General features: G+C 48.4%; 13 protein-coding genes and 2 pseudogenes. 9 read left to right on the forward strand and 6 right to left on the reverse strand.

The annotated features are described in order from the left end of the window. Positions 1-602 precede the first annotated feature (602 nt). From KZ483_RS13190 to KZ483_RS13220, 7 genes and pseudogenes are all read left to right on the forward strand, one after another. Positions 603-3692 carry an OmpL47-type beta-barrel domain-containing protein gene (locus KZ483_RS13190; RefSeq protein WP_220353105.1) on the forward strand — a complete coding sequence of 1030 codons (3090 nt, stop codon included), beginning with the start codon at positions 603-605 and terminating at the stop codon, positions 3690-3692. A gap of 311 nt (positions 3693-4003) precedes the next feature. Beyond that, positions 4004-7099, forward strand: coding sequence for an OmpL47-type beta-barrel domain-containing protein (locus KZ483_RS13195; protein ID WP_220353106.1), 3096 nt, complete (start codon positions 4004-4006; stop codon positions 7097-7099). A gap of 269 nt (positions 7100-7368) precedes the next feature. Continuing rightward, positions 7369-9225, forward strand: a complete 1857-nt coding sequence (locus KZ483_RS13200; protein ID WP_220353107.1) for a glycoside hydrolase family 5 protein — start codon at positions 7369-7371, stop codon at positions 9223-9225. A gap of 241 nt (positions 9226-9466) precedes the next feature. Continuing rightward, positions 9467-12145: a cellulase family glycosylhydrolase gene (locus tag KZ483_RS13205; protein WP_220353108.1), complete on the forward strand. Its 2679-nt coding sequence runs from the start codon at positions 9467-9469 to the stop codon at positions 12143-12145. A 179-nt stretch (positions 12146-12324) separates the two neighbouring features. Further along, positions 12325-16413 (forward strand): OmpL47-type beta-barrel domain-containing protein, encoded by a 4089-nt coding sequence (locus KZ483_RS13210; RefSeq protein WP_220353109.1) that lies wholly within the window; start codon positions 12325-12327, stop codon positions 16411-16413. 102 nt (positions 16414-16515) lie between these two features. After that, the gene (locus KZ483_RS13215; protein WP_220353110.1) at positions 16516-16908 is read left to right on the forward strand and encodes a S41 family peptidase; all 393 of its coding nucleotides are present in this window, start codon (positions 16516-16518) and stop codon (positions 16906-16908) included. Between the two features lie 281 nt (positions 16909-17189). Further along, positions 17190-17435: pseudogene (locus KZ483_RS13220) on the forward strand (recombinase family protein); the annotation flags it as partial. Positions 17436-17832: 397 nt separating this feature from the next. Here the strand turns inward: KZ483_RS13220 and KZ483_RS13225 are convergent. The 3 genes from KZ483_RS13225 to KZ483_RS13235 all read right to left on the reverse strand — a co-directional run bounded on the left by KZ483_RS13225 (position 17833) and on the right by KZ483_RS13235 (position 19585). Continuing rightward, a complete protein-coding gene (locus KZ483_RS13225) occupies positions 17833-18510 on the reverse strand; it encodes a DUF6518 family protein (protein ID WP_220353111.1) in 678 nt (225 codons plus the stop codon). Beyond that, complete coding sequence (locus tag KZ483_RS13230) at positions 18479-18868, reverse strand: hypothetical protein (RefSeq protein ID WP_220353112.1); 390 nt, start codon at positions 18866-18868, stop codon at positions 18479-18481. Before KZ483_RS13230 ends, KZ483_RS13225 begins: the two co-directional genes overlap by 32 nt. Positions 18869-19099: 231 nt before the next feature. Further along, entirely contained in the window at positions 19100-19585 is a 486-nt protein-coding gene (locus KZ483_RS13235; protein ID WP_220353113.1) for a hypothetical protein, read from the reverse strand. A 201-nt stretch (positions 19586-19786) separates the two neighbouring features. On the opposite strand from KZ483_RS13235, the gene KZ483_RS13240 reads away from it, so the two are divergent. Then, complete coding sequence (locus KZ483_RS13240) at positions 19787-20299, forward strand: DUF6147 family protein (protein WP_258881735.1); 513 nt, start codon at positions 19787-19789, stop codon at positions 20297-20299. Positions 20300-20347: 48 nt separating this feature from the next. Here KZ483_RS13240 and KZ483_RS13245 read toward each other — a convergent pair whose 3' ends face one another. The 3 genes from KZ483_RS13245 to KZ483_RS13255 all read right to left on the reverse strand — a co-directional run bounded on the left by KZ483_RS13245 (position 20348) and on the right by KZ483_RS13255 (position 22349). Then, the gene (locus KZ483_RS13245) at positions 20348-21121 is read right to left on the reverse strand and encodes a DUF4367 domain-containing protein (RefSeq protein WP_220353115.1); all 774 of its coding nucleotides are present in this window, start codon (positions 21119-21121) and stop codon (positions 20348-20350) included. Beyond that, positions 21121-21717, reverse strand: coding sequence for an RNA polymerase sigma factor (locus tag KZ483_RS13250; protein ID WP_258881683.1), 597 nt, complete (start codon positions 21715-21717; stop codon positions 21121-21123). The genes KZ483_RS13245 and KZ483_RS13250 overlap by 1 nt, the downstream gene beginning before the upstream one ends. 317 nt (positions 21718-22034) lie before the next feature. Further along, a complete protein-coding gene (locus KZ483_RS13255; RefSeq protein WP_220353116.1) occupies positions 22035-22349 on the reverse strand; it encodes a hypothetical protein in 315 nt (104 codons plus the stop codon). A 299-nt stretch (positions 22350-22648) separates the two neighbouring features. Between KZ483_RS13255 and KZ483_RS13260 the strand changes: the two are divergent. Beyond that, positions 22649-22951: pseudogene (locus tag KZ483_RS13260) on the forward strand (reverse transcriptase domain-containing protein); the annotation flags it as partial. Positions 22952-23132: the final 181 nt, after the last annotated feature.

The raw sequence follows: 23132 nt of genomic DNA on the forward strand, positions 1-23132 counted from the left end.
CAGCCCCTCGTGTTTAATGGCTTCGGACAGGAAGTCTACACCGTCAGGTTCCGCAAGGCGATTTCCGCGGATCCGCTCCTACTGATCAAGTTCCAATACGACAGGGCTGCTATCCGTCTCGGGACCCAGTGAAGCAGTTGTATCACAGCAGCGGGTTACAGGAAGCAGGCAAAAGCTGTTTTTAAAGAAAAGCAAACAAAACACGGGATAAGTCTGTCCAATTCAAACGACAGACATGGTCCGGTCGGAATCAACGTGTGCTATTTAATGTAAAAAAATAACAATAATGTTTTAATGTAGAATATAACCAGATTCAACTTACGCCTTTAAAAAGAAACAACCAAAGCTGAAATATGCGGATGGATTGAATTGATAGCGTTTACATCATGAAAAACTGACTGAAGGAGCAGGGCTATGAAGAATTACTCTAAACAGTTGAAAGGCGCAGTCACGAAAAACTTTGTGATTAATGATAATGGGCAAGCTTATCGGACAGTAAACCAAATCCTTTTCAGTATTAGATGGATATGCTGTTTACGAACGGACAACTTGAGTCCTGATCCGATAATACTAAATCATTCACATTGGGGGTTGAGATAAGAATGATAGTCCGAAACATTTGGCACAAATATTCCGGTCTGTTGTCTGTATTGATAGTGATATCGCTTGCATTATCTTCGCTCGTTATACCAATCGGAAACCAGGGTAAAGCGGGGGCTGACGGTGCAGGCTTCAATCCTCCCGTTATCAGGGGTTTCAATACAAGCGCTTTCGGCGATCTGAAAAGGGCGAAGGACGTATATGGGGCCAATGCGTTCCGACTGCAGCTGACGCCCCGGACGGAAGCGGCCAGAAGCGGTGTCTCCATCGCCATCGCATGGCAAAGGCAGCTCGACAAAATGGAATCTGCTCTCCAGGAAGCCGGAAGGCAGGGGATGTACGTTATTGTCGATTTGCATGAACCTCCGCTTGCGGATCCAGGTCTGAAAGTAAATTCGGATGCTTTCTGGAACAACAACGCGAATTTGCAAATTCTAATCGACAGTTGGACGGAGATGACGCAGCGGTTTGCGCCTTACCGGGCTAACATTTGGGGTTACGACCTGTTCAATGAGCCGTTTAACCAATCTGAACTGCCGCTGGGCGCGGCGAACTGGCCTAATTGGGCACAGCAAATTGTCGACGCCATCCGGGTATACGATACGGAGACCGCGATTATTTACGAGCCCAGCCCAGGGGACCTGACGAGGGCTTTTGTCGAGAATGAATGGATAGATGCGGGACCGGGCTATCCCGTTAAATGGCAGGGAGATTTTCAGCTCATTGACGATGATAAAGTCATTTACAGTGTTCATGTGTATAATCCGTTCAGTTACTCGCATCAGGGTTTATCGACCTTCAACCAGGCCCCGGTTACGACGGATTGGCCTGACAAATATGCATATCCGGGCATGATTGACGGAGTTTATTGGGATAAAAACATGCTGCTGCAAGGGACCAATCTTAGTACAGGTCTGCAGCCGGTCATTGATTTTCAGAAGAAATACGATGTCCCCATCTATGTCGGAGAATTCAGCGCGATCCGCTGGGCCCCGGGAGCGGCACAGTACACGAAAGAGCTGATCGATATCTTCGAGCAGTACGGCTGGAGCTGGACTTATCATGCTTATAGAGAGTGGCACGGCTGGGATCCGGAATACAACGAGACCATGACCAGCGATGTTAACCGCGAGTCGGCGAAAGCAACAGAGCCGACCGATCGCGAGCTGATTCTGAAGGCATATTTCGACCGTAATGAATTTCTTCAGCCTAATGGCATGCCTTCCCCTGCGGCCAATCTCGTTCAAAACGGCGGCTTCGAGAAGGATACAAATTTTGACGGACTCGCCGATCACTGGGGCAAAGGTCCGGATGTGGAAGCTTTCCTGGTGAATACCGGCGGTTCTAACGCCCAAAGGGTGAAAGTGCCGGCAGCGGGAAGGGGCATTGATCAGGCATGGTTTTCGGTATCGGATCAGAACAAATATTTGCTCAGGGCTAAAATCCGGGTAATCAGCGGGAAAATCCAGTTCCTGCATTATGATACGACGAGCACCGGCACTTATGTGGGGACGGGCAATGTGGCCACACTCACTAATACCGGTGGGGTGTTTGTGACGAAGGAGCTCACATTCGTACCGACCGCAGGCGTAGGCCGAACCGCCGTCTGGTTCTACGCGGACATGGCGAGCGAATTCATGGTCGACGATGTGGAACTGATTGATCTGGGCAGGGCGACTCCGGTTAACCCGCCGCAAACGACAGCCAATGTCGCAGCTCCCGGGCATGTTCAATTTACCGCGACTGCTTACGACGGAGCATCGGTAGCGAGAACCGAATACCGGATTGTCGGCCAGAGCGGCGGGTGGACTACGGTACCAAGCGGAGGATTAACGATACCGGTTCCCGGAGACTACATCGTGGGATATCGTTCCGTAGACACCTCAGGCAATACGGAGTGGGGTAAATCGCTCGCCGTAGACACGATGGTACCGACTACAACAGCCTCAATATCGCCTGCTGAGCCTGATGGACCGGACGGCTACTATGTGAATCCGGTTACGGTTACATTGACGGCGACCGACAGCCAATCGGGCGTAGATAAAACCGAGTACAGTCTTGATAACGGAGTGAACTGGCACCCGTATCTTGCGCCCGTCACCGTAGGGGAGGAGGGGCAATATACGATGGGATACCGCTCCACGGATAAGGCAGGCAATATGGAAGCGGCGAAAACCATTCGTTTTAATCTCAAAACAACGATGGTTACCGTGCGGCTGAGTGACAGCGGAGGGAATCCCCTTAGCGGAGGTACGATCAAATATTACGACGGCGGCTGGAAGGAGTTCGGGATTACCGATGCTTCCGGGACGGTGAGCAAATCGCTGCCTGATAAAAGCTATTCGTTCGCAATGACGTATGAGGGTACGACAAAGCAGAAGGTGCAAAACACCGGAACCGACGGAACTGTCGACTTCCAGACGGTCAATGTTAACGTGCAGCTCAGAGACAGCCAGGGCAACCCGCTCGATACCGGCACGGTCAAATATTATGCAGGCGGCTGGCGCACGATCGGGATTACAAGGGGAGGTCAGGCAAGCAAGGAACTGCTGCCCGGTTCTTACACATTCGGAATGACCTATGAGGGTACGTATTCGGAAAAGGTGCAGAACACAGGCACGGACGCGAGGGTAGTCTTCCAGACGGTTAATGTGAAGGTGCAGCTTAAGGACAGCCAAGGCAATCCACTCGCCGCCGGTACGGTCAAATATTACGCGGGAAGCTGGCGGACGATCGGGAACACGACCGGCGGTCAAGTGAGCAAGGAGCTGTTGCCCGGTTCTTACACCTTCGGGATGACTTATGAGGGGACTTATTTGCAAAAGGCGCAAAATACCGGTATCGATTCGACTGTGGTTTTTCAGACGGTTAACGTGAAAGTACAGCTTAAAGACAGTCAGGGCAATCCGCTCGACACCGGCACTGCCAGATACTATGCCGGCTTCTGGAGGACAATCGGAAACACGGCAGGAGGCGAGGTAACCAAGGAGCTGCTTCCCGGGTCTTACACATTCGGAATGACTTATGGGAGTACGTATAAAGAAATAGTTGGTAATACGGCCGATAATCCAATAATCGTGTTTCAGATATAGATCGACTGATCTAATGCCGAACTACTACACGACTGAAGCGCATTTAAACCATACCGGACGTATGGATAAATGCGCTTTTTTCCAAGCTGGATCTTCTTTCTCATTACCGTTTTTACCGGGAATGGCGCGTCTGATTAAATGGCCCGGCAATTATAAAGCTGCATTTTATTGCAGCCGTAAAGGGCCGGCAGCTTATCAGTGCCGATCTCCTCCGGGCAGTCCCGCGGCGGACTAACAATCCGAGTTACTTGGACAGACAAGTCATGAACCGGCCGATAATCCAAATCCACGCATTGGGAGATGAGAAAAGGATGATGATCCGAAACATTCGGAACAAATATTACGGTTTGTTGACATTTGTATTAATTATAGCGCTTGCGCTCTCGTCGCTTGCTTTGCCAAATGAAAAGCAGGCCAGAGCGGAAACGCCAAGCTCCGGGTTTAACCCGACCATTATCAGGGGGTTCAATACGAGTGCTTTCAGTGATCTGAAAAGAGCGAAGGAAGTATACGGAGCCAATGCGTTCCGGCTCCAGCTGACGCCCCGTTCGGAGTCGGTCAAAAGCGGCGTATCCGTGGCGGTATCCTGGCAAAGACAGCTCGACAAAATGGAATACGCCCTGCAGGAAGCCGCCAGGCAAGGGATGTACGTTATTGTCGATTTGCATGAACCGCCGCTTACCGATCCGAGTCTGAAAGTAACTTCAGATGCTTTCTGGAGCAATGAGGCGAATTTACAGGTGATGATCGACAGCTGGACGGAGATGGCGCAGCGGTTCGCGCCTTATCGGGCGAACATTTGGGGCTACGATTTGTTCAATGAGCCCTTCAACCAATCGGAACTGCCGCTCGGCGCAGCGAACTGGCCTAACTGGGCGCAGCGGATCGTAGACGCTATTCGTGTCTACGACACGGAGACGGCTATTATTTACGAGCCTAGTCCGGGGGACCTGACGAGAGCCTTCATCGAGAACCAATGGATCGATGCGGGACCCGGCTATCCGGTGAAATGGCAGGGGGATTTCCAGCTCATTGACGATCCCAAAGTCATTTACAGCGTTCATATGTATAACCCGTTCAGTTTCTCGCACCAAGGGTTATCCACCGTTAACAAGGCGCCGGTCTCTACGGATTGGCCTGACAAAATCGCGTATCCGGGCATGATTAACGATGTTTACTGGGATAAAGAAATGCTGATTAAAGGGACCAACCAAAGTGTAGGTCTGCAGCCGGTCATTGATTTTCAGAAGAAATATAATGTCCCCATCTATGTCGGAGAATTCAGCGCCACCCGGTGGGCACCGGGAACGGCCGAGTATACCCGGGATTTGATCGAAATCTTCGAGGAGTACGGCTGGAGCTGGACCTATCACGCTTATAGAGAATGGCACGGCTGGGATCCCGAATACAACGAGGTCATGACCAGCGATGCGAACCGCGAGTCGGCGAAAGCGACGGAACCGACGGATCGGGAGCTCATACTCAAGTCCTATTTCGACCGGAATGAGTTTCTTACGCCTAATGGAGAACCCTCGCCGCCACTCAACCTGGTTCAGAACGGCGGCTTCGAGAAGGATACCAATTTCGACGGCCTTGCCGATCATTGGGGTAAAAATGCTTCCACGGTCGCTTCTCTTGTGACAATGAACGGTTCCAAAGCGCAGAGAGTGGTGACACCTTCGAACGGAAGAGGCATCGATCAGGCTTGGTTCGGGGTTTCCGACCAGAATCGCTATCTCTTAAGGGCAAAAATCCGGGTTATTAGCGGGAAAATCCAGTTCCTGCACTATGATACGACAATCACCGGCACTTATGTGGGAACCGGCAATGTCGCTACACTCACCAATACGGGAGGCGTGTTCGTCACCAAGGAGATTGAATTTGTTCCGTCCCCAACCGTGGGCAGGACAGCCGTCTGGTTTTATGCCGATATGGCAAGCGAATTCCTTGTTGACGATGTGGAATTGATCGATCTGGGCAAGGCGGTTCCGGTCAACCCGCCGCAAACGGTTGTGAATGTCGCAGGTCCGGGCCACCTTGAGTTCTCAGCCACCGCTTATGACGGTGCGACAGTAGCCAAAACCGAATACCGGATTGTAAGCCAGAGCAATGTATGGACGACAGTTCCTCAAGGCGGATTAACGTTAAGCCCACCCGGAAATCATATCGTCGGATATCGGTCCGTGGACACTTCCGGCAACACGGAGTGGGGCAAAGCGCTGCTCGTTGATGCGCTGGCGCCGACCACGAAGGCGTCGCTGTCACCCGCTGAACCTGATGGACCGGACGGCTATACGAATCCGGTCACGGTGACATTGTCGGCAGCCGATAGTCTGTCAGGCGTACAAAAGACCGAGTATAGTCTCGATAACGGGGCATCATGGCAGCCTTATCAGACGCCGGTTACGTTCAGCAAACAGGGGCAGTACACAATGATATACAAGTCAACGGATAAAGCCGGCAATGCGGAAGCGGCGCAAAGCGTCAGTTTTACCGTGAAAACATCACAGATTACGGTTCGGTTGACCGACAGCAGCGGGAACCCTCTCAGCGGCGGTACGGTAAAATACTATGACGGCGGCTGGAAGGAATTCGGAATAACAGACGCTGCCGGAACAGTAAGCAAGCGGTTGCCCGAAAAAAGCTATACGTTCGCGATGACGTACGAGGGCACGTATAAAGAGACGGTGCAGAATACCGGTTCCAATGCAACCGTCGAGTTCCAGACGGTCCAGGTGAAATTGCAGCTCAAAGACAGCCTGAGCAATCCTCTGGATACAGGTACCGTCAAATATTACGCTGGAAGCTGGCGGACGATCGGAAACACGTCCGGCGGTCAGGTGAGCAAGGAGCTGCTGCCGGGCTCTTATACTTTCGCCATGACTTACGAAGGCACTTATAAGGAGATGGTACAGAACACCGCTGCCGACCCGACAGTCGTCTTCCAGACGGTTAACGTAAAGGTTCAGCTTAAAGACAAGAAAGGCGCCCCGCTCAGCGGCGGTACCGTGAAATATTATGCGGGAAGCTGGCGGACGTTCGGCGATGCAACCGGCGGTGAGGTAGGCAAGGAATTGCTGCCGGGCTCTTATACTTTCGCCATGACTTATGAAGGCACGTATAAGGAGAAGGTACAGAACACCGGCACAAGTCCCGTAGTGGTCTTCCAGACTGTCAGGGTAGAGGTACAGCTTAAAGACAGTAAGGGCAATCCGCTGGACGGAGGCACAGCCAAGTATTATGCGGGAGGCTGGAGGACGATCGGGAATACTGTAGGAGGCCAGGTGAGCAAGGAACTTCTGCCCGGCTCCTACACTTTCTCCATGACCTACGGAAGCGCTTATATGGAAAAGGTGCAGAATACCGGCGTCGAGTCCATGGTTGTTTTCCAGATGGTTAAGAAGTAAAACAAAGAGCTGACTAGGTAATCAGCCCGGTCACGGCAGGTCATAAGCTAGGCAGAAAGCAGTGGAAATACTGTTAATCACTCCATTATGAGAAGAGCGCATTCTCTCCATACATACGTATGGGTGAATGCGTTCTTTAATTTATTATTGAAATATTCGATAATTAGACGCATTTTTTGATACGAATTGTATAGTACAATTACTAAAATGTCATTTAAGGAATCGCATCGAGTCCGTAAATGAACAAAAAAAGAGATTGGAGAGGGAGTATGACCAAACTGCATCAAAAGCTTAGTTTATTGAAAGTGTTACTGACTGTATCGATCATACTTTCGTCGCTTTGTGTTCCAATTGGAAGCCGGCTTGAAGCGAGCGCGGGGTTTAACCCGCCCACTGTGAGAGGATTCAATACGAGCGCCTTCACGGAGCTCAAAAGAATGAAGGACGTTTTCGGAGCAAATGTGGTCCGGCTTCAGTTGAAACCCGTGACGGAGGCGACGAGAAGCGGCATCTCTATCGCGGCGGCCTGGCAAAAGCAGCTCGACAAAATGGAGTTTGCGCTGAAGGATGCCGCCAGACGTGGGATGTACGTTATTATCGATCTGCATGAGCCTCCGATTGCCGATCCGAGTCAGACACCGACTACGGTTGGCTTCTGGAACAATGAGGCCAACTTGCAGATCCTGATCGACAGCTGGAAGGAAATCGCCCAGCGGTTCGCGCCTTACCGGTACAACATTTGGGGTTATGATCTGTTAAACGAGCCCACCAACCCTCAGGAACTGCCCCAAGGAGCGGAGAGATGGCCCGACTGGGCACAACAAATCGTGAATGCTATAAGGGTTTACGATACGCAGACGCCGATTATTTACCAGGCAAGTCCAGGGGGGCTCCCGAAAGCCTATACCGAGAACCAACTATGGCAGCGTGAGCCTACTTTCCAACTGCTTAACGATGATAAAGTCATTTACAGTTTTCATATGTACACCCCTCATAATTACACGCATCAGGGATTATCCACCTTCAACAATTCACCCGAGACGACGGATTGGCCCGACAAAACTGCGTACCCGGGAAAGTTCGATAAAAGCTGGCTTGTCAAAGAACTGCAGCCGGTCATCGAATTTCAGAAGAAATATAATGTCCCGATCTATGTGGGGGAATTCAGCGCTATCCGCTGGGCCCCGGGAGCGGCCGATTATATACGGGATTTAATTTCTATTTTTGAGGAGCACGGCTGGAGCTACACTTATCATGGTTATGGCGAATGGCAAGGCTGGGATGTCGAATACAATGAGACCATGACCAGCGATGCCAACCGTTGGTCGGAGAAAGCGAAGGATCCGACTGACCGGGAATTGATTCTCAAAGCCTATTTCGCCCGCAACCGATTCCTTACTCCTTTCAAAATTCCTTCCTCACCATACAATCTCGTACAGAACGGAAAATTTCAGCTGGATTCGAATATGGATGGGGTTGCCGATTATTGGAGAAAAGCCCCACAAGCGGCTGCTTCAGTCGAGAAGATTGGGGATTCCACTGTACAGAAGGTAACGGTACCGCAAGAGGGAGGAGGTTTATACCAGGCATGGATTCCGGTATCCAGCAATAATCGCTATCTCTTCAGGGCCAAAACCCGCGTAGACAGCGGAAAAGTCAAGTTCATGCGCTTTGACGGCACAGATATATCTTCCAAAGTTGGAACCGGTACAATGGCTGTCGTTCCGAGTACCGGGGGGCGATACGTAGGCAAGGAGTACCAGTTTGTTCCACCCGTTGGCGTTACAAGGGTGACTATCTGGTTCTGGGCAGACTCCGCAAGCCAGTTCATGGTTAAAGACGCGGAATTGTTCAGTCTTGGGCCGGTTAAGACAGAAACGCCTCCGCTGACGACTGTGTCGATACCGGAATCGTATCATCTTCTATTCCAGGCTTCACCCCAAGGTGACCGTTCAATCGTCAGAACGGAATTCCGAATTGTCGGACAAAGCGCCGGTTGGTCCAAAGTGCCGAAGGAGGGGCTCTTCTTTGCTCCCGGCCAATATATCGTAGCCTACCGTTCGGTCGACTCGGCCGGCATTGTCGAACGAGCGAAATCGATTCTTTTTACATCGTCAATGCAATAACAAGTGCGAATATAAAAATAACTAAGAGCATTTGCCCGACTATATGGGGTGAATGCTTTTTTATTTGCAAAAACAATTCAATTACCCAATATTAGACTCATTTACGCAATATTCGCTAAAATTCGATAAATAGTCGCATACGCGATTGTCAAATTATGTTGTACAATACGCTTGTGCTGTTCAAGAACGATTCATTAGTGGTCAGAACAGATACTATAACTTTGGGGGATGTGTTGGCGAGATGATTAGTCGAAAGAAGAAACTTTCCAGTTGGTTTGCAGTGCCGCTAATCGTTTCGTTCATCCTATCGACGCTTAGTTTGCCGATTGGCAGCAGGATTGAAGCGAATGCTGAATTCAACCCTCCAGTTGTGAGAGGATTTAACACGAGCGCCTACAGCGATCTGAAAAGGGCGAAGGACGTATTCGGGGCCAATGTGTTCCGGCTGCAATTGACGCCTGTAACGGAGGCGGCCAGAGGAGGTGTCAGCATCTCCGTTGGCTGGCAAAGACAGCTCGGCAAGATGGAAGCCGCCCTGCAGGAAGCAGTCAGACAGGGGATGTACGTTGTTATTGATCTCCACGAGCCTCCGCTTCCCGATCCTGGTTTAAAAACCAATTCTGAAGCCTTCTGGAACAATGAAGCCAACCTACAAGTCCTGATAGACAGTTGGAAGGAAATCGCCCAGCGGTTCGAGCCTTATCGGGACAACATTTGGGGATACGATCTGCTGAACGAACCTTATAATCCCCAGGAGCTGCCTGAAGGAGCGGTGAAATGGCCGGTTTGGGCGCAGAAAATTGTCGACGCCATACGGGTTTACGATACGCAAACGTCGATCATTTATGAGGCAAGCCCGGGAGCGCTCCCAAAAGGGTTCCTTGAGAACCAAAAATGGCAGAAGCAGCCTACATTCACACTTATTAAAGATCCTAAGGTCATTTACAGTTTTCATATGTACGGCCCCCACAACTACACGCATCAAGGACTATCGACCTTCAACAAGGCTCCGGTTACTACTGACTGGCCCGATAAAACCGTATATTCAGGCTCCGCTGAAAATAAAAACTGGCTGATCAAAGAGCTGCAGCCGGTCATTGATTTTCAGAACAAATACCATGTCCCGATTTATGTGGGAGAATTCAGTACGATCCGATGGGCTCCGGGAGCAGCCGAGTACATACGGGATTTAGTCGAAATCTTCGAACAGCATGGCTGGAGCTGGAGTTATCATGCTTATAAGGAGTGGCATGGCTGGGATGTTGAATATAACGACGTCATGACCAGCGATGCGAACCGCGAATCGGCGAAAGCGACGGAGCCGACCGACCGGGAGCTGATTCTGAAAGCGTATTTCAACCGGAATGTATTTCTACCTTCCAGTGATACTCCGGCGCCTTCGGTCAATCTCATCCAGAATGGCGGATTCGAAACGGATTATAATAAGGACGGGCTTGCCGATTACTGGGCGAAAAGCGATCAGGTGGCAACCTCACAAGTGAAAATCGGCGAGTCCAATGTACAGAAAGTGACGGTACCGCAAAATGGCGGGGGAATTAATCAGGCATGGTTCACTGTATCGGACAAGAACCGTTATCTGTTTCGGGCAAAAATAAGGGTGGATAGCGGAAAAGTCAAGTTCATGAACTTCAACGCTTCGAAGCAGTCCTCCCATTCCGGAACGGGCACCTTGCTCGTAATCCCGAATACCGGCGGCGAATTCGTAACCAATGAACTGGAATTTATTCCATCCGCAGGTGTCACCCGAATCGCCTTATGGCTCTGGTCGGATTATGCAAGCGATTATATGGTCGACGATTTACAGCTGATCGACCTTGGGCCGGTGGTGGCTGATACCCCTCCGGCGACAGTCGTCTCAACCGACGATGCAGAACCTGATCGTCTTGAGTTCCGGGCTTCCGCAGGAAGCGGCCGTTCAATCGTCAGGACGGAGTACCGGATTGTCGATCAGAGCGCGGAATGGAAGGAAGCTCCTGCTGACGGAGTCCACTTCGAGCCTGGCGAATATATTGTCGGTTACCGTTCGATCGACTCGGCCGGCATGACAGAATGGGCCAAATCGGTTATTTTCAAAGCTGCAAATAAGCCGGTACCCCCGAATCAACTTCCGAATGCGACAGATCAGACGGTAACGACAATGGAAAAACAACCGGTGAACGGAACTCTCAAGGCGTCCGATGCGGATAATGACCCTCTTCAGTATAAGCTCGTCGATTCCCCGGGCAAAGGGACCGTGGATATTTCATCCGAAACAGGAGCTTTCACATACGTCCCCCGGGACGGTGAGACCGGAGATGATTCGTTCACATATAAAGTGAACGATGGCAAAGGCGACTCCAATAGTGCGGCGATTTCCATAACCATAACAAAGAAACCGCCGGCAGTTACAGGGTTGACCGTTTGGGGAGCGGACAACTTGATCGTTCAGCCGGGCAAAGCAATAAACATAAATGTCATTGCCGTTTATGATGACGGGCAGAAAAGAGAAATTACGAATAATCTCTCGACTACATATACCAGCAGCAATTCCAGCATTGTGCGAATTACAGGACAGACGATTACTGCCGGCAAAATAGAGGGGAAGGCTGTAGTTACTGTCGGCTATGAGGGAAGGCAGACGCAATTCAACGTAACGGTGGCTAACCGGACCCTTAAATCCATCGAACCTTCCTTCAAAAATGTTACGCTTAGCCCGGGAGGTAACCGGCAAGCAACAGTGACCGCAACCTATTCGGATAACACCACAGAGGACGTGACGAAAGCGGCAGCTTGGTATTCCAGCAACCCGAATGTGGTTTCCGTTTCGAAAGGCAAAATTACGGCCCTCAAAAAAGGAACCTGTGTTGTTATTGCCTCTTATGGTAGAATGATTGGGCAGATTACAGTGGTTGTCCGGTAGCATTGGAATAATAAGGCGCATTTGCACCATACGATAAGTATGGGCGAATGCGTCTTTTATTTTATTACGCCAATACCCGATTTGAGATACTCAAACACTCACAACTATAGAGGAGCGGGAATACAAATATGATAGATAGATTCTTAAGTGATCATTAACTTAAAAGGAGGGATGGGACTATGCTCACCGGAATCAAGTTGAATTCAAGCCATTATTGGTTGGCTGCGGGAGAATCGTTTGCTACCAAAGTGACCGGCACCTACAATGATGGGACTCCGCAGACTGATATTACAGCACAAGCAACTTATTCATCCTCGAATCCAACAGTCGCGTCAGTGGATTCATCAGGTATTGTTCAGGCATTGGCCGAGGGAGAAGCAACAATTAATGTTTCCTCCGGAAATTATCATGCGTCAGCCAAAGTTAACGTAGCGCAGATTACAGGAGAAGAGAATCAGACCGTTGTTTTTCAATCCTTTGAGGAGCTGAACACCAGTAAATGGATACTGCTTTCCCAAGGAGTCGGCAAATCATCATTGTCGATTTCTCCGGAGCAGTCTCACGGCGGCACGAAGTCCTTGAAACTGGATTATAATTTCAGCCAATCAGGCAGCGCTGAACTGGCCGGATTTACTGCAGCCAACTGGAGTACAGGCATACGTTTTCCCGGAAATCCCGATACGATCGGTATTTGGGTGTATGGCGACAACAGCGGCTATTCTTTGGAGCTCGATTTGAAAGATGCAAGCAATGAAGTATACCAATATGGTAGAAACGCGGTAACTATCAACTGGACAGGATGGAAATTTGTGCGGTTTGTCATTGCAAGTCCTTCCGGTAAATATGGCGGAGACGGCGTGCAGGATAAGCCGATGAATTTTTTTCAAATATTTGTAACCAAGGCCTCCACGATGGAGAATAAGCAAAGCGCGATCTATTTTGACGATATTGAATTGATATATAACGATGTTACAGCAGGTATGTCCGGCATCAAATTAAACGCTAACCGGTACTGGCTGGCTGCAGGGGAAACGTTCGATACTCAAGTGACGGTCCAATATACGGACGGGTCGCCGCCACTCGACATTACCGCGCAAGCATCTTATTCATCCTCGGATCCAGCGGTTGCGACAGTGGATGCTTCCGGAAAGGTGACGGCGGTTGGGGATGGAGCGGCGATAATTAATGTATCTTTCGAGCACTTTGAAGCCTCTGCGAAGGTAAATGCCGTTCAGGTTACCGGCGCAAACGATCAGAAGGTGATATACCAGTCTTTCGAGGATCCGGATGAATTGACTAAGTGGATTTTGCTTCCGCAAGGGGCCGGTAAATCGTCTTTAACGATCACATCCGAACAAGCCAACACAGGTACGAGGTCTTTGAAGATCAGTTATGATTTCAATCAACCTGCGCAAGAGCTTACCGGATTCATAGCTGCGAATTGGAATACCGGATTACGCCTTCCGGGAGATCCGGACAAGATCGGAGTATGGGTATATGGAGATGCCAGCGGTTATTCGCTGGAACTGAATCTGAAGGATTCCGGCAAGGAAGTATATTCGTATGGGAAAAATGTTGTGAAAATCGATTGGAGCGGATGGAAATACTTGCAATTTGCCATCGATAAGCCAACGGGTCATTATGGCGGCGATGGAAATCATGTGCAAGAACGCCCGATTTACTTCTTCCAGATCCTTTTCGCCAAAAATGCTGCCGCAAACAAGCAGGGCGCGATCTATTTTGACGACATACAGCTTATTTTCAACGCCAGCAGCAATGACGACGACATTGCAGGAGGTATTGGAAACGGCGGGGATTACTCACCGCCGGCGGTCCCGGTATTGACAACGGTATCTTTGCCGGCTCCCCGAATGGATGCGCCCCAGCCCAGTCAGCTAAATAATGAAAATGAGTTAACTCCGATCGCCGTCCGCAGATCTGCCGACATTACGGACAGCTTAAACGGACTGGCATTAACCAAGAGTAACAATTTCTTCTTCAACACTCCGGACGTCAAGAGCCCCGAGTGGGGGAGCTTCTGGCTGATCGACGGTGATTTTAATAATGAACTGATGAATACAGCCTTCTCATCAATGCTGCATACTACAGCGGATGCCAATGAATGGGTTCAGGTTGAAATGAATGCGGTTCGCCCGGTCAACAAAGTCGTGCTTAAACCGAGAATAAGGCTGGGCCTGGGGTTTCCGATCGATTTTCAAATTCAAACAAGTTTGGATGGCGAGGTCTGGTCGACTGTCGTCAGCGAATCAGGCTATGGGCCTGTTGATGACGGCACTCCTCAGATCTTCCAGTTTCCTGTAACCGAGGCTCTGTATGTTCGGGTGAATGCAACAAAACTGAAAAGCGAGGGCGGCGCCTACTATTTTCAGCTGCAGGAAATGGAAATCTACCTGGATAACAGCATCAACTATGCTTATTACGGTAATGGCGGAGAAGCGAAAGCCGCGAATCCTCTGGGCGGCGATGTCTTTGACTATACTACCTTCTATGACAATATGTTCGGTGCCGGGGCGAAATGGCTTCTGGTAGCAGACGGTATATTCTATGGCAAGTATAGAGAAGGGAAATTAACAGAGCTGCCGGAGTCCCTTCTAGATAATGTGCAATATATCCGCGACAACGGCATCCAGCTTATTTTCCGCTTTCAGCAGATGCCTTCCATTGACGAACTGAAGGAAGACGAGACGTATTATATTACGCAGTATGCGGAATTCTGCGGCTGGACCGCGGCACGGCTTAAAGGAAAAGTGAATGTGTGGGCGATTGCGAACGAGCAGAATTTTGGAGACCGGAGAAGGTATGGAATCGAGACGTTCCCTGCAGTATATTCTCGCCTGGTTAAAGCGGCAGCTGCGCAAATCAAATCGGCGGATCCCGGAACGCCCATTGAAATCGAAACCGCATTATTCGATTTCGGGTGGACAGAGGATATTTTTGCCGAAGGCTTGGCGGATGTCGTGGATATTATGGCAGTGCACGTTTATAAGGAGCGGGTCAGGGCCGAGGTGACTCCCGAGGCAGTAGGAACTTTCATACAGGAGGGAGTGCGCCATTTTCCGAATGAACAGCCGTATGCCGATTATGCGGGCGAAGTCGAGGCTTATAAACAGCTGCTGAACAGCCATAATCCTGATTTGAAGCTGTGGATAACGGAAACCTCGGTCAATACCGGGGATGGGGCGTATGATGTCACTTTGCTGTCGCAAGCCAAATTTCTTGCGAGGCTCTACTTGTACCATTATATGATCGGAGTCGGCACAACCAATTGGTGGTCGCTCGATGCGGTTAAAACCGGAATAACCGAATGGGGACTTATCGACTTGAACGGACAACGCAAGCCTGCGTGGTTTGCCCTTAGAAATATATCCGGTTACTTCGATTACTCTCTGACAAGGTTAGATCCGGGAAATAACCTCGTAATAAGCGGGGACGTCCCCAAATTAACTTACGGCGCTTTCGAAAATTCCGCAGGGGATCTATACATTCCTTATTGGTGTGCGGTGCCGATGAGCGATGCCAATACGGGGAAAACGGTTGAGATCCGGTTAAACAACACTTACGCGGTGCAAATAGAAGCGGTCGATATGCTCACCGGAACGAAGCAGACTGTACATTATACGGAGGAAGCAGGGACCATTGTGCTTCCCGAGATGATCATAAGGGACTATCCGATCGTTGTATTGGTTGGAACCGACAAGGAGCCGCCGGTCACGAGCCTCCTGCTGATTCCCGATCCGCCGGACGGTAACAACGGCTGGTACATTTCGGCGCCGACGATCGCTTTTGATGCGTCAGACAGCCAGAGCGGCCCGGCATCGACAGTTTATAGTCTGGACAATGGCGCCAGCTGGCTGAACTATACCACTCCATTCAGCATCGGTACTGACGGAGAGCACGTCTTGACCTACCGGTCAACCGATAACGCAGGGAATGTGGAGCTGCAGAAGACCGCGGTCATCCGCATTGATATGACCCCGCCAACCGCTACTGTCGCATACAGCCGTACAAAACCGACCGGTAGGAGTGTCGTTGCCACCATAACGCCAAGTGAGAACGTGACGGTTACTAATAATGGAGGATCGCTAAGCTACACGTTCTACTCCAACGGCAGCTTTACATTCGAGTTTACGGATGATGCCGGGAATTCCGGTACTGCCACCGCTAAGGTAAACAACATTAGACCGAAAGACAACTGCATCAAGTCCAGGCTGAACAATTGGTTGGCCAAATGGCGCGGCACTAAATAAGCCAACCATGAAGACCAGCCAATGAACCAGCAGATAGACCTTTACGGTAGAATGACCCGGCCGCCGTAAACAAGCGCATAATCATTTTGGAGTTTGCCCTTTGTGCCAGGGCGAAGATTCGGCGCGAGTAAGCCTGTTTATATTCTGACCAGTCGAATAACGGGGTCCGGCGCTGAACAATTCGCCTACATCTTACAAGCCATCAAAAGAGTTAAGATTGTTGGCGAAAAGACGGGCGGAAAAGCAAATGGAGGCAGCGTCCATCGCATAAATGACCATTTTCAGGCCTTTATCCCCAATGGATGTCCGAAAAACCCGATAACCAAAGCTAGCTGGGATGGCATAGGAGTTTTACCGGATATCGAGAGTAGCAGTGACGAAGCTTATGAGAAGGCCTATCATATGATCCTCCAACAGCTTTTGCAGCACTTTAACGAGAATCCGGAACCAGGGCGAGAGAGGTTAATGGCCGATATCAAAAAAATATTGAATTGATGAAGCAGCGGCGGCGATGCTTCGCTAGCTATTACGATAACCGGATTCCCTTGTTGAGTAAAGGAGTCCGGTTTTTTTCATGCAACGCGTTGCTCAGCACGTACGGTTTTTTTCGTTTCGTGAGGTGGCCTCTCAAAGGATGGAGTGTCATAAAGCATACCTTTAGGCATAATCAAATCTATCTTGTTTTTCTGTGTCAAAATGCACAAAAATTATTTTAGACATATGCCATGTTTTTTGGTGGTATTTTGGCACGGCAGGGGAGAGTGAGTGAGGTGGAAATGGGTTACGCCCGGGTATCAGCCAAAGATCAAAATCCGGAACGGCAGCTCGTTAAGTTTCGGGAGTTAGGCATTGATGAACGTTACATCTTTGTTGATAAACAGAGCGGTAGGAATTTTCAGCGGCCGCGCTATCAAGCTATGCGGATGATGATCCGGCAGGGGGACCTTATTTATATCGATGCGCTGGATCGGTTAGGACGAGACTATGACGGGATTATAGCGGAGTGGAAGTACATCACTCGACATTGACTTTATGCAGTTGAATAAACAGCAGAAAGATCCGCGGTGGCGGATCTTTCACACTTCTGCACAAAATAAGGACTTAGATACATATGTACGCCACGTTCCCTTTTTCCTTTTGCATAAGTAACGGGCTGTTACGGCAAAAAATCTCATTGCAGTCACGTCTGTAGGGGTGAAAGGGGGGCATCAAAAAACGGAAAAAATCTTACGCTAAGAAATTCATTACAGGGGGTCCCGCCAACAAAACGAAAACGTACGTTAAAAGAGGAAAATAGCCGGAATTTCCGTACGCTAAGGAGTTCCGGCTTCTGTATTTTGGATGCGAAATGGCCGTGCTCGTTCTCGCAATCTCCTGTATTTTCACTCATTGTTGTAGCGCACCCAAAATCAAAGAGTTTTAAAAACGGCCCAAAAACAGATACCAGACGACCGGAAACAGGGCAATACCCAATGCTCCTAGCGTCACAACAGTCGCTAGCAGCGTGATCGCACGCACCCGGCGTTCGTTTATTGCCATATGAATCAACATTGCGGCAAATAAAGCTACAGGGGTTATAACAGCGGTACCAACCAACCATCCTTCTGTCAGACTCTTGAGGGATTCCGGTAGTGACCAAGCGATCGGTACGGCGAGGCACACGTCCCCGAGGATCCCGCGTTTGTGCGACAGAGCAGCTATTGTACCAAGGATCGGGCTCGCGGGTACAGCGGCAACGATCCAAGGTGCGGCTTGGCGCCATCCAGCAGCCAGGCTCACGGACTCGCGTAGCACGAACAGAAGGTGGTACGACACGAGCCACGCAAGGAGGTAGGCGGCTATGGTCCCGGTCGCGACGAGAATTGCCTTGCGTGGTGTAGGGACTCCGCGCGACGCAGAGACGGCAAATAAGAAGCCGACCATGACCCACGGAGCGGTTGAAGCCCCTAGATACATGAGAGCTCCTGGAACTTGTCTGAGGAACTGTGCCAAGATGCCCAAGATCGCCCCGGTGAGGGAGACATAGACCCACCGGTGAGCGCTTGAATGAAGTATGGCGGTCATCTCAGGAACCTGCTTTCGGAAAGTTGGATTCATAGTACCCCCTCAGATCGTCCATCTTGCCATCTGCAGCATTTCGGAGCATTTGATCGAAGCCCGGTTTCGAATCGGCGGCGAGCGCAGTCGTGTAGAAGTACTTGGTTCGAATCGAGAGCACGTGTTCGAGCGCCTGTTGTCGCCCGGCTTCTGGCAGCTGTGGATTAACGGCCCGGCTTGCCCACGAGCAGAACCAGTATAAATCCGCCGCCTGCTTTCCCCAACCCTTTTGATACATGAAATCGCGTCCGTCCGGAGCATGCGATGAGACGGGAGAGTCCGGCCACTTCCATCCCGGAGCAAGCGTCAGCGACGCCGCCTCCGTCCGATACTCAACCATGATCTGCTTTGGTGTCAAAAAATTGGCGGGCCTATCGTTGGTCTGCTTTGGTGTCAAAAAATTGGTGAGACTACCGTCGTACTTCATCGCGAAGTACGCGATCGGGATCGCGACGATCAGGACACATGACCAAACTAGGAAAAGACGTGAACTCTTTAAAATGTTTGCATCCCCCTTTCACGGATCCAATACTACGAGATCAGCCGGGCGTCGGCGACGCCCGGCTGATCTCTCGATTTACCTAACGGCTTAGTAGTACTCAGTGCCTGTGAAGTTGTAGTTCGTCTGGTTGTCTGGGCACGCGTAGGTCGTGTCCCGGAACGCGTTGTAGAAGACCTTGCCGCTCGAAACCGAGCTCGAGAAGACGCGCCAGATACCTGTTTCATTCTTACCCCAACTCTGAACGTTTCCGATCTGAACGTTGGACGCATCTTGTAGCTTGAACGTCAGTCCTCCGTCGTTGATCGCGGAGAACTGTGCCTTGATCTCGCCGGTTCCAGCCTTCGTCCGTGCAATCGAAGACACGTACCAAGGCCCATTGCCCGAGCAGCCTGCGTAGACGGTGCCGCTAATGGCATTGTTTGACGCAGCGTAGGCCAGCCCAACTGTCATGAGGGAAATACTGACCGCCAGCGCGATCGCTGCAGCGGGTTTGAATCTGAATCTTATCACGTTAAAGTCCTCCTCTTCGCTTTTTAATAGTATATATTGAATGCTGGCCAGCAGTTCAACCATTGGTATTTAGACTCTACTACTTGGACGCTAGATTTGAAAAAATCGTTCCAACATTTTAAAAATAAAATTGGCTTTTTTCATCACTGTCGATGTGGTACCGATTGTAAGTTCAAATTTATATAGATATCTCGGGAACGTTTTTGATTACCCGTACGTCTTTCTTCATGGAAAATCATTTGAGAAGGGTTGGGTTTGATCATTATGCAACTAATCAAAAAAGTAGGGCACTTATTTCTCGTCATCTCCTTAATGGGAACAGTTTTATTTTCAGGAGTAAGTTTGGCTGCCTCAGAGAATCAACTTCCTCCTGCACCAACAGAAGGAACATCAGCTAATAATCCAACATATGGTACAAGTTCACCGATGGATGCTAGTAGTATTGAATCAACTCAATATTTGATGAGTGGAGAAAGTTTTATTAGCTTTGTTTCAGGAACTAGAGTAACGGTTAGTGGCAACACAAAAGCTTATTTTCCCGTCGATAGCATTGCAGTTGACCTCTATCTTCAAAGGTGGGACGCTTCCAAAGGCCAGTGGGTGGACGTACTCTATGTTGGGGAATTTAAAAACAACAATTCATCAGTTGTCTCTGGGTCCATGGATGTAAATGTCGTAAGCGGTTATTATTATCGAACTCACTCGTATCACTGGGTAAGTGAAGGGGGAACGGTTGAACAAAATCATAGTTACTCGTCTTACATTTACGTTAATTAAAGTTAAAACTAATGTTAAAGGGGTGCTTTTTAAGCACCCCTTTAACATTTACATGGATTTAGCAATTTGGATAATCTCTTCTTTTGTAATTTGTCCTTCGATTGAGAAATAATGACTCGGTATCGTCCAAATTAAACGTGTTTTTCCGTCCTTGAACAAGAATAAGGTTGCTGTTTGGCCATTTAAATTTATTTCTTCTATTTTTGTATCATCTTGATCAGCTATTTCCCCTGAACCAAATTGATTATCTATCTCCTTTTCCGTAACAGTAAATACTCTCTGATCCTGCCCTTCATAATTCAAGTAAATTTCTTTACTCTTTTTTTCATTTTGTTTTTTCACTACGGTAACGTGTTTTAAAACAAATTCGGAAGAAATGCCTTCTGGAACAATGATCGAAAAAGCAGTATCTTTTTGTGCTTCTTCTAAACTCATCTGTTCAGATGTAACCTCCGATCCTTGAACAATCGAAAAATCATTTGAAGGTGCATCTTTGTCTTTTATCTCTGGATTTCCTACTTTAATAAACAATTGCACTGTTGATCCTTTTATTTTGTGAAAAATCTCTGTTATTTTACCAAAGGCATATCCGTTTTGTGGAATCTCTGTTACCAGAGCTACAAACAAAAAGAGTAAACAAGCTGCATACATAATTTTTTTTGGGAAATCAGTTTTATTTCCCAACTTTTTACTTCTATATAAACTTTGATTTAATTGTTGCCATGCATCTGACGTAGATAGATCGGGTAGAGGACTATCTTTTATTTCATCATGAATCGCATTACGTATTAAATGATCAAAATCGTACTTTTCTCCTCTCATTAGGCACCACCTTCCCAAATGTCAGGTTGTTTTTCTAATGAATCCTTCAATTTTTGTTTTGCACGATGAAGACGAGATTTAACAGTACCAACACTTATCTCTAAAGCTTTTGCAATTTCCTCATCCTTCATATCATATTCATACTTTAAAATGATAACCTGTCTGTAGTCAGGTCCCAACGCATTGATTTCCTGTCGTAATACGGTCTTTAAAAATCTTTCTTCCATGATGGTTTCTATAGAAGAGGTTTGATTTTGTTTCTTATTTATCTCCTCATCTATAATGAGATCTTCGGTAGCTACGTCATTCCATCTTTTTATTTTTCTAAGATAATCTAGGGCTAGTCTTGATGCAATGGAACTCAACCAGGCCCCTATTTTCTTTCCATCTTCAAGGGTGTGCATGTGCTTAAATGCTTTTATAAACGTTTCTTGAACAATATCTTGAGCTAAATCTCGATCCTGCGTGATAAAATAGGCTGTACTATATATCCGATGATAAAACATTTCGAATAAAATACGCTCAGATTGTTCATCTTGTTGTTCTTGTTCATTTTTTTTTCTTAATCTATTAAAGAAAAAGAATCCCTTGGCCAAAAACTAACACCTCTCTAAAAGCTATTTTCTACTGTGACGGTGACCTAATAGAGTAAAAATAACAATTTTGGATAGAGTTCGACAAGCGGTATGCAACTACTCCTTCACGAGTAATAAAAAGATCCGGATTGGGCGACTATCGGTCGCCCGACCTGTGAGTTCTGCCCATAACTTCTCGAATCATTCGGTTCCGCTCGCGTCGCGGATTGTATTAAGTTACAAGCCATTTTCATTTAGAAAGCTCTCCAACAATTCATTCATGACTTCCGTTTTGAAACCTTTTCGACGAGTATTTGCAGCTTTGTCGAATCTCTCGATCAAGTCATTTCGGATGAGATACGTCTCCGCGTGAACAACTCTTCTTTGGTTTTCTTAACCGAATACTTTTCAAGAATATTTTTATATTCAACAACATTTTCAGCACTATGTTCATGAGATTGCTCAGAAAACTGTTCATTTATTTGTTCATGAATAGATTCAGATTCAGGTTCAGAATTATGTTCAACCTCATGAACAGTTTTATTTTCCGTAATCGGTTCATGTTCTTGTTTAGATTCCAATTGATGTTCAGTAATTTGTTCATTCATCGTTTCAATAAACGTTTGAGCGCCATTCTTCTTATTGTTTTTCATTCTGTTTAAGATATCAGCTGGTTTTGACACGTTCTTTCAACTCCTTAACAAAAGGTTTATAGCCTTCGATCGCTGCGGCCAGCTCGGGGTTACCCTCAACATCCTCCTTTCGATATTCCAAAACAGATTACTTTTCCCATTCAGTAGCACCTTCCTTTTCATATTCATGAAACTGAACAGTTTACGGACAACTTATCTTCATTACAACAAATCTCTTTGCGGAAAATAAGGCTTATTTCCAGTTTGAGTTTACGTCTACGTAAACGTAAACATTTACGTAGACGTAAACTCATGTTGTCGACGTCGACATCCAAGGGTACTTCGACAACATCAATCAGGAGGAGCTCATGAAGCTGGTGGACATGCGCATCAGTGACAGGAGAATTCTAAAACTGGTGCGAAAGTGGTTGAGTGCCGGAGTCATGGAAGAAGGAACGGTAAGGCGCTCGGATCTGGGCACACCGCAGGGCGGCGTCATTTCGCCACTTCTGGCGAATATCTACCTGAACTACTTTGACATTATGTGGGAAAGGCACGGGAGCTGCATTGGGGAACTTACCCGGTATGCAGACGACTGTGCGCCACGAATGCATGGCGCGTAAGAAAGCCAAAGCAATGCTGAACAAAAGATGAAGGCGGGCCCTTCGGAGCCGCTGTACAGGCGGAGGCCATTCAGATCACCATCCGTAAGTTATTCTTATGTAAAGAACTAAAAGAACTATAGCATATATTATAAGAATAATTTACCTTTTAATGAGGATGGTGTCGACCTTATCATTCTAG

Origin of the sequence: Paenibacillus sp. sptzw28, from assembly GCF_019550795.1 — a bacterium.
Lineage (GTDB): Bacteria > Bacillota > Bacilli > Paenibacillales > Paenibacillaceae > Paenibacillus_Z.

Coding starts and splice junctions, on each gene's coding strand:
- KZ483_RS13190 (WP_220353105.1), top strand. CDS start 603: ATGATAGTCCGAAACATTTGGCACAAATATTCCGGTCTGTTGTCTGTA.
- KZ483_RS13195 (WP_220353106.1), top strand. CDS start 4,004: ATGATGATCCGAAACATTCGGAACAAATATTACGGTTTGTTGACATTT.
- KZ483_RS13200 (WP_220353107.1), top strand. CDS start 7,369: ATGACCAAACTGCATCAAAAGCTTAGTTTATTGAAAGTGTTACTGACT.
- KZ483_RS13205 (WP_220353108.1), top strand. CDS start 9,467: ATGATTAGTCGAAAGAAGAAACTTTCCAGTTGGTTTGCAGTGCCGCTA.
- KZ483_RS13210 (WP_220353109.1), top strand. CDS start 12,325: ATGCTCACCGGAATCAAGTTGAATTCAAGCCATTATTGGTTGGCTGCG.
- KZ483_RS13225 (WP_220353111.1), bottom strand. CDS start 18,510: ATGAATCCAACTTTCCGAAAGCAGGTTCCTGAGATGACCGCCATACTT.
- KZ483_RS13235 (WP_220353113.1), bottom strand. CDS start 19,585: ATGGTTGAACTGCTGGCCAGCATTCAATATATACTATTAAAAAGCGAA.
- KZ483_RS13240 (WP_258881735.1), top strand. CDS start 19,787: ATGCAACTAATCAAAAAAGTAGGGCACTTATTTCTCGTCATCTCCTTA.
- KZ483_RS13245 (WP_220353115.1), bottom strand. CDS start 21,121: ATGAGAGGAGAAAAGTACGATTTTGATCATTTAATACGTAATGCGATT.
- KZ483_RS13255 (WP_220353116.1), bottom strand. CDS start 22,349: ATGAAAAACAATAAGAAGAATGGCGCTCAAACGTTTATTGAAACGATG.